Genomic DNA, 14,520 nt, shown 5'->3' with positions numbered 1-14,520 from the left:
AGAATATCAGTAAATAAAAAGAGCGAATGGTTGTTATCAACCATTCGCTCTTTTTATATTTTGAAATATTTAAAACATGCCTTTTTCCAGATCAGCAGCTTTTACACGGAAAATGTATCCGTTGCGTGAGAAGACTAATTCTCCGTCTTCTTTCTTTTTCTGGTTAACTAAGCGTTGAAAAGCTATATTGGCACCTTTTACTATATTTTCCTCGAATTCTCTTACTTCTTGTTCACTCATGTTGCTCAAGTTTTTCGTAAATACTCGGTTTGTATATCTCCTTTTTATCATTCTTAAATCCCTTGGCGATAACTTCCATCGGTGACATCGAGTTGTCTGTTATCATCCAATAATCGCTTATGGGCAAATAAAGTTCGAATAAATTGTGGATACCAGCCTCATAACGACGTCGAATGGTACTTTCCGGAATGTTATGTCCTCCGGCCGCAACTCTCATCTTTACACGTTCCACTGCCAAATCCGGTGTGTTAAGCCAAAAATAAAGCAACGTAACATAATACCCAGTCTTTTGCGCTTCCCTGATCAAGTTTGCAACCGATCGGGTAGCCAGCGTAGTCTCCATAGCAAAAGTTTCACCGGCTCCGATGAGCTCCTTTATCCTTTTATACATGATACGGCTTGCTTCAACGGCGACGGCGATACTATCTGCATTAAAAGGGGAAAGCCCCTTGGCTATTTCGTCTGAGTTGACAAATTCCTTACATTTAAGCATTTCTGGTAAAATTGTAAAGGAGGCTGTTGTCTTCCCTGCGCCGTTGCAACCTGATATAATGTATAAATATGGCACTACTTGCTATTTTTATCGGGACAAATATATGTAATAGTTTTTTAATATGGTAGTTTTTCTTCTCAAAAATAGTAAAAATGTGCAATAAATGTACTTTTAATATGCCAGTTCGTTGTCTAAACGCGGCCTTTCGTATAAAGTTACACCCACAAAAGGTCTCTCATGATGCCGTCGGATATGAAAATACCTTGCCGTGATAAAGTTAGTTTTTCTTTTTCCGAAATTAATAAACCTTGTTGTAGATAGTGTGTTGCCTGCCGTTCACAAAAAACTTTTAGTTCATTCCCGAATTGTTTCTGAATATCATGAAGGTTAATACCCCACATCGTTCTTAGTCCGGTAATAATGTAATCGTTGTAACGTGTATGTAAATCTAATACTTCTTTTTCAGTATTTGGAGTACGGTTGTTGATTCCTTCTATATATTGTGGTAAAGACGAAATGTTCCATTCGCGTTCTATTCCGTTATAAGAATGTGCCGACGGACCGATGCCTAAATACTTTTTCCCCGTCCAGTATGAACTGTTATGCCTGGATATATATCCGGTTTTGGCAAAGTTGGATATTTCGTAATGCTGGTAGCCTGCTGACGTAAGTTTGTCTATCAAAAGGGAAAAAAGAGAGACGCTTAAATCTTCCACTATCGGTTTTACCTTTCCGGCCTCCATTAGTTTATATAGGGCAGTTCCTTCTTCATATATTAAATGATAAGCAGATATGTGAGGTATATCCAATCGGATTGCTTCCTCTAGATTCTTTTCCCATTCCGGCAGGGTTTGACCGGGAAGACCATATATGAGGTCTATGCTGATATTCCCAATGCCGTTTTCTTTGCACAGGTTAACAGCCTCTATCGCCTGTTCCCGATTATGGCGGCGATTGAGGAAATGAAGGTCCGCTTCTTTAAAACTTTGAACTCCCATACTTATCCTGTTGAAAGGAAAACGGCGGAGCATAGTAAGGTACTTCGGTGTCATATCGTCCGGATTTGCTTCTAATGTAATTTCTGCAGCGTGGGAGATACTGAACAAACGATAGATACTGCTAAAGATTTGTTCGAAATCGCTGGCATCTAATTGGGATGGAGTGCCGCCCCCGAAGTAGATTGTATCGAGTAACTCTTGGCCGGTATATTCCTTCCGGAGTTCTATCTCTTGGATGATAGCGGCTATATATGGTGCTTTGTACTTCATTTCCGTATTGGAAAAAAAATCACAGTACAAACATCGTTTGGCGCAAAATGGAACGTGTATATAAAGACCTGCCATGCTTTGTTGTTTTATGTAGCAAACTTAAATAAAAATAATTATCCGGTAAGAAGGATGTCGTAAAAATATGGATAATAGCCCGGACAAAGTATGGCTAACAGGGATACGATTGATAAATCAAGGATATAAAACGGAGTCTGTTAAATAACATTGTTCTCAAACACCGGAGCATGCGTTGCTTTTCTCCTTAACAATCTATAATTTGCGGCGTCGTGATAGAATTATTCACGCGAATGTAACTTTATTGTCAAACTCATAAATTTACCTGATATCATGAAAGTATACCAAACAAATGAAATTAAGAACATCTCAATCTTGGGAAGTTCGGGCTCTGGGAAAACCACTCTCGCTGAAGCTATGCTTTACGAGGGTGGAGTTATAAAACGTCGCGGCACGGTAGAAGCAGGCAATACTGTGTGTGACTATTTCCCGGTTGAGAAGGAGTATGGTTACTCAGTGTTCTCAACCGTTTTCAGTGTCGAATGGCAGGATCGTAAGTTGAATTTTATCGACTGTCCCGGTTCGGACGATTTTATCGGTGGCGCGGTTTCTGCGTTAAATGTTACTGATACGGCATTGATGGTGCTGAATGCTCAATATGGGGTGGAAGTGGGTACGATCAACCAGTTCCGGTATACTGAACAATTTCATAAACCCGTAATCTTTGTAGTTAACCAATTAGATAATGATAAAGCGGATTATGATGGTACAATAGCCCAATTAAAAGATCATTGGGGAAGTAAAATTGTACCTATTCAATATCCTGTAAATACCGGTGCTGCGTTCAATGCTGTTGTGGATGTGTTGAAGATGAAAATGTATCGCTGGAAGCCCGAAGGTGGCGTGCCCGACGTTTTAGATATTCCGGCGGAAGAAATGGATAAAGCAATGGATTTGCATAAAGCGCTTGTGGAAGCTGCTGCCGAGCACGACGACATGTTGATGGAAAAATTCTTTGAAGAAGGAACATTGAGTGAAGACGACATGCGTGCGGGTATCCGGGCTGGATTGGTAACGCGTAATATGTTTCCTGTATTCTGTGTATGTGCAGGTCGTGATATGTGTGTGCGCCGTACGTTGGAATTTCTTGGCAATGTTGTTCCCTGTACGGATAAAATGCCTCGTTTGGTAACCACTGAAGGTGTGGAGGTCACTCCTGATTCAAATGGTCCTACCAGCTTGTTTTTCTTTAAGACAACAGTTGAATCTCACATCGGCCAAGTTTCTTATTTTAAAGTATTATCAGGTAAAGTAAAAGAAGGTGACGATTTGCAAAATGCCGATCGCGGTTCAAAGGAACGTATTGCTCAGTTGTTTTCCGTTGCGGGACAAACCCGTAATGAAGTAACCGAAATGGTTGCCGGAGATATTGGTGCTACTGTTAAACTGAAAGACGTTCGTCGTGGAAATACATTAAATGGTAAAGGTTGCGATTATCGTTTCGATTTTATTAAATATCCGGATCCTAAGTTCCGCCGCGCAATCAAACCGGCTAACGAAGCAGATGCGGAAAAATTGAGTGAGATTCTTACCCGTATGCGCGAGGAAGACCCTACTTGGGTTGTTGAACAGTCTAAAGAACTGAAACAAACAATTATTTCAGGTCAGGGAGAATTCCATCTTCGTACATTGAAATGGAGAATTGAAAATAACGATAAATTACCAATAGAATACATCGAACCGAAAATACCGTATCGTGAAACTATTACTAAAGCTGCACGGGCTGATTATCGTCATAAGAAACAATCAGGCGGCGCCGGTCAATTCGGTGAAGTTCACTTGATCGTAGAGCCTTATTACGAAGGTATGCCGGCTCCTGATACTTACCGTTTCGGCGGGCAGGAATACAAAATGAATGTCCGTGATACGCAGGTTATTGATTTGGACTGGGGTGGTAAGCTGGTATTTGTAAACTGTATTGTGGGAGGCGCTATTGACGCTCGTTTCCTTCCGGCTATATTGAAAGGCCTTATGGGACGTATGGAACAAGGGCCGTTGACCGGTTCTTATGCCCGCGACGTACGTGTTTGTGTATATGACGGTAAAATGCACCCGGTAGATAGTAATGAAATCTCCTTTATGCTTGCCGGACGTAATGCTTTCAGTACTGCATTTAAGGAAGCCGGGCCTAAAATCCTGGAACCTGTTTATGATGTGGAAGTATCTGTTCCTGCCGACTATCTGGGAGACGTAATGAGTGATTTGCAAGGTCGCCGTGCAATTATTATGGGAATGAACAGTGAGAAAGGGTTTGAAAAATTGTCGGCAAAAGTTCCTTTGAAGGAAATGTCTACCTATTCAACTTCTTTAAGTTCTATCACCGGAGGACGCGCGTCGTTTACAATGAAGTTTGCCAACTACGAACTTGTTCCGTCCGATGTACAGGAGAAACTGTTGAAGGCTTATGAAGCTACTCAGTCGGAAGATTGATATGTAAATAGTATTGATATATAGTAGGATGAAGGCTGTTCTTTTTTAAAGAGCAGCCTTTGTCATTTTATCTTCATTTTCTTGTTATCAGCCTGTAATAACGTAGCAGTTCTTTTGTCTTGTGTTAATACATGAGCAAAATGGAATTGAGAACATATTATCCCACAGTTGTTCTTTCGGATATTCATCTGGGATCTGAACATTCACGAACGGAAGAGGTAACAACCTTTCTGAAACATGTAGATTGTAAGCGTTTGATCTTGAATGGAGACATTATTGACGGTTGGCAACTGCGAAAAGCTGGTAAGCGCTGGAAACAAAAACACACCGATTTCTTCAAGGTCCTGATGAAAATGATGGAAAAGAAGGGTACGCAAATCATTTATGTACGCGGAAACCACGACGACTTTCTGGATAATCTCGTCCCATTCCAGATGTCTAATATATCCATTGTAAAAGACTATTTGCTGGAAAGTCATGGAAAACGTTATTTCGTGACTCATGGAGATATATTTGATGCCGTTACTACTAATATGCGCTGGTTGGCTATGTTGGGAGATATAGGATATACTTTTCTCCTGTGGCTGAATAAAGTTTATAATCATTACCGTGCTAAAAAAGGCAAACCTTATTTTTCTTTATCCCAAAAGGTAAAACATAAAGTGAAAAGCGCTGTTTCATATATATCGGAGTTTGAGAACGAACTGGTGAAGCTGGCGAATGCTAAAAAACTGGACGGCATTATCTGCGGACATATCCATCAGGCGGCAAATTCCTATTATGGCAATATTCACTACCTGAACTCCGGAGACTGGGTGGAAAGCCTGACAGCCCTCGTGGAGAATGAAGACGGAGAATGGAACGTGATTACATACGATAGCCTCAAATATCCGTTGGTTGAAACAGGCAAGGAAGAACATCTTTATGCAGCAGTTATATGAGAATACTTTTTATAGTACAAGGCGAAGGGAGAGGACATCTTACACAAGCCATCTCTCTTAAACAGAAACTAACTTCCGAAGGACATGAAGTGGCAGGTGTACTTGTCGGCAAAAGTCCTGCGCGCCGTTTACCTTCTTTCTTTACGGAGAAGATCGCGTCACCGGTTTTTTCTTTCGAGAGTCCTAATTTCTTGCCAACGGCAAAGAATAAGCAAGCGAATTTACTGAAAAGTATCGTTTATAATTTCACGCGTCTGCATAAGTATATCGCCAGCGTATTATACATTAACCATATAATTAAGGAAACGAAAGCCGATGTAGTGGTAAATTTCTACGAGTTACTCACGGGGTTAACCTATCTTTTCCTCCGTCCCCAGGCTACTATGGTTTGCATAGCTCATCAATACCTGTTCTTGCATCCGGACTTTGTGTTTCCCAAACTGAGCCCAATCTCTTTGGCTTCCCTTAAATTCTTTACCCGCGTTACCGCGATAGGTTCAACTAAAAAACTGGCTCTTTCGTTTAGGAAGATGCGTGAAGTCCCATCGGAAAAATTGATTGTTGTACCTCCTCTTCTAAGACAGGAGGTACTAGATGCTACTCCGCACAAAGGGAATTATTTACATGGTTATCTTCTTAACAGCGGTTTTAGTGAGGAAATAAAGGCCTGGCATAAAGAATACCCGCAGATTAATATGCACTTCTTCTGGGATAAGAAAGATGTTCCGGTGGAAATGAAAGAGAACGAAAACCTGACGTTTCATCAACTGGATGATTCCCTGTTTATTCAGTATATGGCAGGAGCGAAAGCCTATGCTACCACAGCCGGCTTTGAGTCTGTGTGTGAGGCTATGTATTTAAACAAACCAGTATTAATGGTCCCTACTCATGTTGAGCAGGCTTGCAACGCTTTCGATGCTTCCCAATCGGGGGCCGGTGCTATTTCCGGTCAATTTGATTTGGACATTCTACTTGACTTATCGGAAAGGCATACGCCAAACAAGGCCTTCCCGCATTGGGTGAAACAGGCGGATTGGCTTATCATGCGTGAGTTCCGTACGGATTTGCTGATGGATGAAATGCCGGCGCCTGCTTTATTGCATCGGATGTTAACCAACTGGACCGGACGGCTCGGGCGGTATTTGCCTATTTAGAGGAATGTCCGGCTAATACATTATTATATACAACAAGTACGAATGCTTTCGTACTTGTTGCCATTGTTTTATTTATTCAGGGCTTGTTCGATATCCGCGATAATATCGTCGGCATTTTCAATACCTACTGAAAAACGGATCAGATCAGGAGCAACACCTGCTTCAATCAGTTGCTCGTCGGTAAGCTGGCGATGGGTATGGCTTGCCGGATGCAAAACGCAGGTGCGTGCGTCGGCTACGTGAGTTACGATAGCTGCCAACTGCAGATTATCCATGAAGCGGATTGCTATGTCACGTCCGCCTTTCAATCCAAACGACAATACGCCGCATGAACCGTTAGGAAGATATTTTTTAGCCAGATCATAATATTTGTCTCCCGGTAATTCCGGATAATGAACCCATGCTACCTTATCGCAATTCTTTAACCAGGTGGCAACAGCCAGTGCATTTTTACAATGCTGAGGCATACGGAGATGCAATGTTTCCAGTCCCAGATTTAAAAGGAAAGCATTCTGGGGAGACTGGGTGGAACCCAAGTCACGCATTAGCTGACTGGTGGCTTTGGTAATAAAGGCCATCTTTCCAAATGCCTTGCTATATGTCAGTCCGTGATAAGACGGGTCTGGTTGGCATAAGCCGGGGTATTTATCTGCATGTGCCTCCCAATCGAAGTTCCCGCTGTCTACAATACAACCGCCTACTGTCGTGGCATGTCCGTCCATATATTTTGTCGTGGAATGAGTTACAATGTCGGCGCCCCATTCAAACGGACGGCAATTGATAGGCGTTGCGAAAGTATTGTCTACTACCAGAGGCACTCCATGTTTGTGGGCGATGCGGGCAAACTTTTCGATGTCTAACACCATTATTCCCGGGTTGGCGATGGTTTCGCCGAACAGTAATTTGGTATTTGGACGAAATGCCTTGCCTATTTCCTCTTCACTGGCATCCTGATCAATAAATGTACATTCAATGCCCAGCTTCTTTAATGTAACGGCCAGTAAATTGTAAGTCCCTCCGTAGATGCTGGACGCGCTCACAATATGGTCGCCGGCTTCGCATATATTGAAGAACGCAAAGAAGTTGGCAGCCTGTCCGGAAGAAGTTAACATGGCGGCTACCCCTCCCTCAAGGGCTGCGATCTTAGCAGCTACTGCATCATTCGTCGGATTTTGGAGGCGGGTGTAGAAATATCCGCTCTCTTCCAAATCAAACAACTTGGCCATCTGCTCACTGGTTTCATACTTAAACGTCGTGCTTTGATAGATAGGAAGTACGCGTGGCTCTCCTTTTTTAGGCTGCCAGCCGGCCTGTACACACAGACTTTCTGGCTTCAGTTTGTTTGTCATATTACTAATTTTGATTCCTTATTTGAATGCAAATGTAAGGATTCTTGCTTTCAGGTCAAGCCAAAAGTACTTACAATATTCTTTTCTGCAGAATACGGAACCAAATAAACGCAATTACTCCTTTTAGCATACTGGATATGCTGATAGCCCACCATACGCCGGCAATTCCCAGTCCTAATGCTGTGAGTCCTATTGCCATTGGTACGCGGAGCGTATTGAAAGTGATGCTGATAATAGCAGGAGGAACTGTACGCCCCGTACCGTAGAAAAGTCCCTGCATCGTTATCTCCAGCATCATAAACAGCATGGAATATCCGTCTATGCGAAGAAAAACACTTCCGGCCTCATAGGCCGCCTGCTCCGGTACGATAAGTGAGAATACCTCACTTCCGTAAAACACGAACAGCAACGTGCAAAATATTCCGAATACCGTTGTCATCTTCAATGTGGTGTGATAGGCGCTTATAACTCTTTTCTTACATTTTGCCGCGTAGTTCTGGGCAACGAAAGCGCTCAATGCTGTGCTGAACCCCTGTGAAGTATTCCAGGCAATGGCTTCAATCTGTCCGCCGGCGGTCAGTGTCATAAGTCCTATATATCCCCCGTAAGTAGAGGCTGTACGGGCCATAAACAGGTTAATGATGGCAAAGAATGTATTCAGCATTGCGACAGGCAGCCCCAATTGGAAAATACGTTTCGTATAGAAACCTTTTAGCTTAACGAAGAAGGGGAATCCATCCAATAACCTGCTCCTCTTCTTTAGTTGGAAGACGAAGACTGCCACAACCGTAGCTTCCGAAATCCATGTAGCCCAAGCCGCTCCGGCAGTTCCCCAGCCAAAACCCAGTATAAACAGCGGGTCCAGTATCATATTTAGCAGAAGTCCTGCGCCGCTTATATAAAACGGAACTTTACTTCGTCCTGCGGCATTATGAATGCCGGTGAATGCCGATGCCAGAAAAATAAAAGGGAAAGCTGTTGATACAATCCGTAAATATTCTACCGACCTGGCGGCAATGGGGGCATCCAGTTTGTAGAATCCGATTATCGGATTGGCAAACAGAAACAGAATCAATCCCCAGCAAACCGATATAATCAGGGCGATTGTCAGGTTATGGGATGCGAAGTTGCGGGCATCGTCCGCATTTTGCGCACCGATGCTTTGCCCTACGCTTACTTCCGAGCCTACTTTATTCAGCAAAGATATGGATGTTGTCATCCAGGTAAGAATCCCGACAGCTCCAATAGAAGCAACGGCTTCACTTCCAAGCCTTCCTACCCAAGCCATGTCAGTCAGACTATAAGCCATTTGGATAAAAGAAGTCCCCATTATAGGAAGGGCCAGGGCAAATAGTTGGCGGGTGATAGGGCCTTTTGTCAGATTCTTTGTTCCTTGCATGACTGCCAGTCTAAATTTTATGCGAAAGTAAAAATATTTTTTTATCTTTGGCGCTGCTAATCTTAAAGAAAATAATAAATGTCATGATTACAAGAAGGAATTTTTTAAAAGCAGGAGCTGCTGTTGCAGCTTTAAGTGTAGTCCCGAACGGATTTGCTTCCGTACTGGCTAAAAAGGACAAGGCTATAGGTTTGCAACTCTACAGCGTACGTGATGATCTGGGCAAAGATTTCGACAATACCATGAAAGCTGTTGTTAAGATCGGTTATAAACGTTTGGAAGCGGCCGGCTATAATGATGGTAAATTTTATGGAAAGACACCTGCCGAAATGAAGAAGTACCTGGCTGATTTAGGGGCTAAGATGATAGGCTCTCATACAGGAAGCGGATTATTGGCAGCAAACGATACCAAAGGTTGGGACTTCTGGAAGAAAAATATGGATGCTACTTCCGAATTGGGCTGCAAGTGGATTGTGCAAGCCGGTTATCCTGCCGGAGATATTAAGAGCATCTCGGATGTAAGGCGTTTGGCAGACCAGTTTAATAAATGTGGCGAAATGGCGAAAGCGAATGGTTTACGCTTTGCTTTCCATAACCACGTGGACGAATTTCATAAGTTGGAAGGCGAGATTCCTTTCGATGTTATGATAGAGAATACCGACAAAGATTTGGTAACTTTCCAGATGGACACGGCACAAGTGGTATTTGGAGGCTATCAATGCCATGATTATGTAAACCGTTATCCGGGACGTTTCTCTAACTGGCATTTGAAGGATGCGGAAAAGAATGGTACCGGAAGTACGGAGATGGGAAAAGGACTTGTTGACTTCAAAGCGCTCTTTGCCGTTGCCGACAAAGCCGGACTGGAAGATTATTTCATAGAACAGGAAAAATACAATATGACTCCGCTGGAAGCTATCAAATACGATTACGACTTCCTGATGAAAGCTCCTTATGTGAAATGGTAAAATAAAAGACTATAACAGGGAACGCGGATTACGCAGAACACGCAGAGGATCGCAGATAATTATTAATTCAATAAAAGTCTGCGATCCTCTGTTCATTTTCTAATTCTCTTCCTGTCCTTGCGTATCATTTCTGTCGTTGCCACTCTCTTCCTGTCATTGCGGGCTTGACCCGCAACCTCATCCTAAACTACATTCCTGCAATTAGTATGAGATGGCGGATCAAGTCCGCCAAGACAGGACAAAGCAGCTGTGGCTTACATAGCGTTCGCGTTCCCTTACCTAACGGCTGTGGCTTACGGAAGCACAAGACAAGACGAAGCTTACAGGCTCACTTTCTTCACCGCTCCGTTTTCGAATACTACCAGATGCACACCGCCCGGCAATGGTATGGCATTGCTGCCTGCTTGCAAAGTACCGCTATATACTAGAGCGCCGCTTGCAGTATAGATTTTGACAGCTTGCTGCTGTGGAGCGTCTATGTACAGATAGCCACCTGCGGTGTATAACTGGATGCCGTCGGGGATAACCGGCTCGTTGGCGGTAGGGGTGGTAAGTACGTATGCCGTGACGTCTTCATTGATATTCTGTATGGTATACCTGCCTGTTTTCTTATCCGGCATAATCGTCTCGCCCCGGCTGGTGGTTACGATGATGTCTTGCGGGTTCAATCCTTCTGCGGGCTTGATATAGAAGGAGAAGGTAGAGCCTTCAAGCACATCTATACTGAACGAATCATGCTCCTTGTTGTTCCGTATAAAGGTAATGCCCTCCACCTGCGGCACGGTAACCCTGTACCAGCTGTAGTAAACAGGAGGTGTGGGGGTAGGGGCTTTCGCTACCATAATCTTTGCGCCTGCAGGTAGTTTACCGCTAAGCGCGGTTTCATAGTCTGCCACCTTGCCATCTGGAACATATATTACCAGACCACTCGAAGTATTATCGAATACCTGATTCCCAAACGTAGGCGCATCGCCTTGAAAGGTTACGGATGTCAGGTTGGAGCATTGGAAGAACGCATTCTTTCCAATCGTCTCTACTTTGCTGCCCTGTGCGAATGTTACGGATTCCAGATCAGAGCACTTGAAGAACGCGTCTTCTCCAATCTCCACCACATCGTAGGTATTGCCTTGATCCGAGACTGTTACCGGGATGGTGTATGATATGTTGGAATAAGAATTACCTATCACCTTTACGCTGTTTGCCGGAGCGGAAAGGACTTCGAATTTAAGTCCGCTATTGGCATCGGTGAACTGTGTTCCTGGTGTTTGCCCCCATGCAATACTGGGCATACATGTTGCGATGATCAGGAACAGGAAAGGGATAATAGACCTGCGGCAGCGGATGACGTTGCCTGTCGGTCGGTTGGTTACGGGGTTGTTTTGTTTCATTTGTTCCATGCCAATTTATTTTATATGCAATCAAAGGTCAATAGAGAGTTGAGAAAAGGTAAAAATATTCTTCGGATACGGTGAACCCGCTTACGAAGACACGAAAAGCCGCTCCGCCGGGTTACGACGGAGGATGATCAGTTATGTTATTAGATGTACGTGTTTTGGAAAGTGGATTAAGAGAAGACGGCAATCGAAAATCTACTTGTTGTACAACAAGTATCGCTGAACAGCTTTGTTCAGCGATACTCTCATTATTGTATGATTCTTCTGTGTTGCCATATCTCAAATATAACAGATTTATTGAATTTTATCTATTTTTTTTGCGACTATTTTGCTTGTCGTTTTACCGGATAAATAACAATTCGCGGTATTTCGGCAATGGCCACATCTGGTTGTCTACCATCAGTTCCAGCTCATCTATATGGTCGCGGATGGCATCCAGGTAAGGAGCTACCGTGTCGTGGTAAGCTATGGCGCGTGTACGAAGGTCGGCAATGCGGTTGGCTGTTTTGCGGGCTTCTATCATTTCGTCCGTCATCTTTGTAACGCAGCCTACATGTTGGGATATTTTACGTACCAGGCGGCGTGGTTCGGCAGCCAGTTCTTCGTATTCTTCCGCGCCGAATGTCTCTTTCAGCTTGGTGATATTGCTTAGCAACAACGATTGGTAATGCAGTACTACCGGAATGATGTGGTTCATAGACAAGTCGCCCAATACGCGCGCTTCTATCTGCACCTTTTTGATATACACTTCCCATTTCACTTCGTTGCGGGCTTCCAGCTCCTTCTCGCTCAGTACGCCTGTGGCATGGAACATTTCAATTACTTCCGGTTTCAAGTAAGCGTCGTATTGCAACGGTACGCTGTTTTCGCAATCCAGTCCGCGGCGGGCAGCCTCTTCTTTCCACTCGTCGCAGTAGCCGTTACCGTCGAAACGGATTGGTTTGGACTCTTTTATATATTCTTTCAATACTTCAAAAATGGCGGCTTCCTTGCTTTTTCCATTGGAACGTAGGGCTTCCACGTCTTTTTTGAACTGGCGTAACTGATAGGCTACGGCCGAGTTCAGCGCCAGCATGGCCGAACCGCAGTTGGCAGATGAGCCCAGCGCGCGGAACTCGAAACGGTTTCCGGTGAAGGCAAATGGCGACGTGCGGTTGCGGTCGGTATTATCCAGTAGCAGCTCCGGAATCTGTCCGAACCCCAGATGCAGGCGTTTCTTGTCGTCCACCTTGATGGCATCATCAATGGAACTGTTCTCAAACTTGTCCAGTATCTCGGTGATCTGTGTCCCCAGGAAGGACGATATGATTGCCGGAGGCGCTTCGTTAGCTCCCAAACGGTGGGCATTGGTGGCCGAAGCGATACTTGCTTTCAAGAGGGCGTTGTATTTGTAAACTGCCATCAGCGTATTTACTACGAAGGTGATAAAACGCAAGTTGTCTTCGCGGTCTTTACCCGGAGAGAACAGGTTGATACCGGTGTCTGTCCCCATAGACCAGTTACAGTGCTTGCCCGAACCGTTTACGCCGCTGAACGGCTTCTCGTGTAACAGCACGCGGAAACTATGGTGGCGCGCTACACGTTTCATTACCGACATGAGTAGCTGGTTATGATCGTTTGCCAGATTGCATTCTTCATAAATAGGAGCCAGCTCGAACTGGTTTGGGGCAACCTCGTTATGGCGCGTCTTCACCGGTATGCCCAGTTTGTAGCATTCTATTTCCAATTCTTTCATGAACTCCTGTACGCGTGAAGGAATAGCGCCGAAATAATGGTCGTCCAGCTGCTGGTTCTTGGCGCTTTCGTGCCCCAGCAACGTACGTTCGGTAAGCGATAAGTCCGGGCGGGCCGAATATAAATCTTCGTCTACCAGGAAATATTCCTGTTCCCAGCCCAGGAAGGTGATAACCTTGTTTACGTCTTCGTCAAAATAGTTGCATACCTCTTTTGCCGCTTTGCCCAATGCTTCGACAGACCGGATCAGAGGCGTTTTATAGTCTAATGCTTCACCTGTATAAGCAATGAAAACGGTAGGAATACATAACGTATCGTCTACGATGAATGCCGGCGATGAAGGGTCCCAGGCCGAATACCCGCGAGCTTCGAACGTGTTTCTCAGTCCTCCGTTCGGGAAACTCGATGCGTCCGGTTCTTGCTGTACAAGCAGTTTGCCGCTGAATTCTTCAATCATGCCGCCATTGCCGTCGTGCTCTACAAAAGCATCGTGCTTCTCGGCCGTTCCGTCCGTTAAGGGTTGAAACCAGTGCGTGTAATGGGTTACGCCCTTTTCCAAAGCCCACATGCGCATGCCGGCTGCTACATGGTTGGCTATTTGCCGGTCGATAGGGGCGCCATTGTCAATGGCATGGGTCAAGGCCTTGTAGGTTTCTTGCGAAAGATACTTCTGCATGGCCTTGCGGTTGAACACATTCTCACCGAAATATTCGGATACTTTACGGTTGGGAGTACTTACTTCGACGGCTTTACGGTTGGAAGCCTTCTCTACTGCATTGAAGCGTGAGATTGACATACGGATTGTTTTTATGTTATACCAGCTGCAAAGATACAAGCAAATCTTTATTCTGTCTTACAGATAGTAGTTAAAAATATATGTTTCCGGGAAAGAAGGATTTTTTTATTCTCAGGAAAGCAAACTGTAGGAAAAGACGGCTGCCGTTAATTCCCTCCATAGGAGAATCTAACGGAAAGATACCGTCTTTTTATTGAAAAGATACGGCAGAAGTAGTTGTTTGACAGTTGTAGGACGCATGTATTACATTTGTCGAACGCTTATTCTACAGATGGGAGA

Annotated in this window: 11 protein-coding genes; 4 read left to right on the top strand and 7 right to left on the bottom strand. The window is 44.3% G+C overall.

The window, feature by feature from the left end:
• Nucleotides 1-69 precede the first annotated feature (69 nt).
• The 3 genes from C1721_RS16155 to hemW form a co-directional block, all read right to left on the bottom strand.
• The gene (locus C1721_RS16155; RefSeq protein WP_005637232.1) at nt 70-240 is read right to left on the bottom strand and encodes a hypothetical protein; all 171 of its coding nucleotides are present in this window, start codon (nt 238-240) and stop codon (nt 70-72) included.
• The gene (locus tag C1721_RS02450; RefSeq protein WP_102406867.1) at nt 233-808 is read right to left on the bottom strand and encodes an ATPase; all 576 of its coding nucleotides are present in this window, start codon (nt 806-808) and stop codon (nt 233-235) included. The genes C1721_RS16155 and C1721_RS02450 overlap by 8 nt, the downstream gene beginning before the upstream one ends.
• A gap of 140 nt (nt 809-948) precedes the next feature.
• Nucleotides 949-2,076, bottom strand: a complete 1,128-nt coding sequence (gene hemW, locus C1721_RS02445; protein WP_102406866.1) for a radical SAM family heme chaperone HemW — start codon at nt 2,074-2,076, stop codon at nt 949-951.
• A gap of 273 nt (nt 2,077-2,349) precedes the next feature.
• Between hemW and C1721_RS02440 the strand changes: the two genes are divergently transcribed.
• From C1721_RS02440 to C1721_RS02430, 3 genes are all read left to right on the top strand, one after another.
• Nucleotides 2,350-4,506: an elongation factor G gene (locus C1721_RS02440; protein ID WP_102406863.1), complete on the top strand. Its 2,157-nt coding sequence runs from the start codon at nt 2,350-2,352 to the stop codon at nt 4,504-4,506.
• Between the two features lie 140 nt (nt 4,507-4,646).
• Nucleotides 4,647-5,447: a UDP-2,3-diacylglucosamine diphosphatase gene (locus C1721_RS02435; protein ID WP_102406861.1), complete on the top strand. Its 801-nt coding sequence runs from the start codon at nt 4,647-4,649 to the stop codon at nt 5,445-5,447.
• Nucleotides 5,444-6,601, top strand: a complete 1,158-nt coding sequence (locus C1721_RS02430) for a glycosyltransferase family protein (RefSeq protein ID WP_102406859.1) — start codon at nt 5,444-5,446, stop codon at nt 6,599-6,601. Before C1721_RS02435 ends, C1721_RS02430 begins: the two co-directional genes overlap by 4 nt.
• A 68-nt stretch (nt 6,602-6,669) precedes the next feature.
• Here the strand turns inward: C1721_RS02430 and C1721_RS02425 are convergent, their stop codons facing one another.
• Nucleotides 6,670-7,950, bottom strand: coding sequence for an O-acetylhomoserine aminocarboxypropyltransferase/cysteine synthase family protein (locus tag C1721_RS02425; RefSeq protein ID WP_102406857.1), 1,281 nt, complete (start codon nt 7,948-7,950; stop codon nt 6,670-6,672).
• A gap of 70 nt (nt 7,951-8,020) precedes the next feature.
• Complete coding sequence (locus tag C1721_RS02420) at nt 8,021-9,349, bottom strand: MATE family efflux transporter (protein WP_102406855.1); 1,329 nt, start codon at nt 9,347-9,349, stop codon at nt 8,021-8,023.
• 83 nt (nt 9,350-9,432) lie between these two features.
• Here C1721_RS02420 and C1721_RS02415 point away from each other — a divergent pair, with 83 nt between their 5' ends.
• Nucleotides 9,433-10,317, top strand: a complete 885-nt coding sequence (locus tag C1721_RS02415) for a TIM barrel protein (protein ID WP_102406853.1) — start codon at nt 9,433-9,435, stop codon at nt 10,315-10,317.
• Between the two features lie 320 nt (nt 10,318-10,637).
• Here the strand turns inward: C1721_RS02415 and C1721_RS02410 are convergent, their stop codons facing one another.
• Both C1721_RS02410 and C1721_RS02405 read right to left on the bottom strand, forming a co-directional pair.
• A complete protein-coding gene (locus C1721_RS02410; RefSeq protein ID WP_102406851.1) occupies nt 10,638-11,714 on the bottom strand; it encodes a leucine-rich repeat protein in 1,077 nt (358 codons plus the stop codon).
• A gap of 337 nt (nt 11,715-12,051) precedes the next feature.
• Nucleotides 12,052-14,241, bottom strand: coding sequence for a glutamine synthetase III family protein (locus C1721_RS02405; protein WP_102406848.1), 2,190 nt, complete (start codon nt 14,239-14,241; stop codon nt 12,052-12,054).
• Nucleotides 14,242-14,520 lie beyond the last annotated feature (279 nt).

Origin of the sequence: Parabacteroides bouchesdurhonensis (assembly GCF_900186615.1) — a bacterium.
Classification (GTDB): domain Bacteria; phylum Bacteroidota; class Bacteroidia; order Bacteroidales; family Tannerellaceae; genus Parabacteroides; species Parabacteroides bouchesdurhonensis.
This window is presented reverse-complemented; position numbering and strand designations above follow the sequence as displayed.

Coding starts and splice junctions, on each gene's coding strand:
- C1721_RS16155 (WP_005637232.1), bottom strand. CDS start 240: ATGAGTGAACAAGAAGTAAGAGAATTCGAGGAAAATATAGTAAAAGGT.
- hemW (WP_102406866.1), bottom strand. CDS start 2,076: ATGGCAGGTCTTTATATACACGTTCCATTTTGCGCCAAACGATGTTTG.
- C1721_RS02440 (WP_102406863.1), top strand. CDS start 2,350: ATGAAAGTATACCAAACAAATGAAATTAAGAACATCTCAATCTTGGGA.
- C1721_RS02435 (WP_102406861.1), top strand. CDS start 4,647: ATGGAATTGAGAACATATTATCCCACAGTTGTTCTTTCGGATATTCAT.
- C1721_RS02430 (WP_102406859.1), top strand. CDS start 5,444: ATGAGAATACTTTTTATAGTACAAGGCGAAGGGAGAGGACATCTTACA.
- C1721_RS02425 (WP_102406857.1), bottom strand. CDS start 7,950: ATGACAAACAAACTGAAGCCAGAAAGTCTGTGTGTACAGGCCGGCTGG.
- C1721_RS02420 (WP_102406855.1), bottom strand. CDS start 9,349: ATGCAAGGAACAAAGAATCTGACAAAAGGCCCTATCACCCGCCAACTA.
- C1721_RS02415 (WP_102406853.1), top strand. CDS start 9,433: ATGATTACAAGAAGGAATTTTTTAAAAGCAGGAGCTGCTGTTGCAGCT.
- C1721_RS02410 (WP_102406851.1), bottom strand. CDS start 11,714: ATGGAACAAATGAAACAAAACAACCCCGTAACCAACCGACCGACAGGC.
- C1721_RS02405 (WP_102406848.1), bottom strand. CDS start 14,241: ATGTCAATCTCACGCTTCAATGCAGTAGAGAAGGCTTCCAACCGTAAA.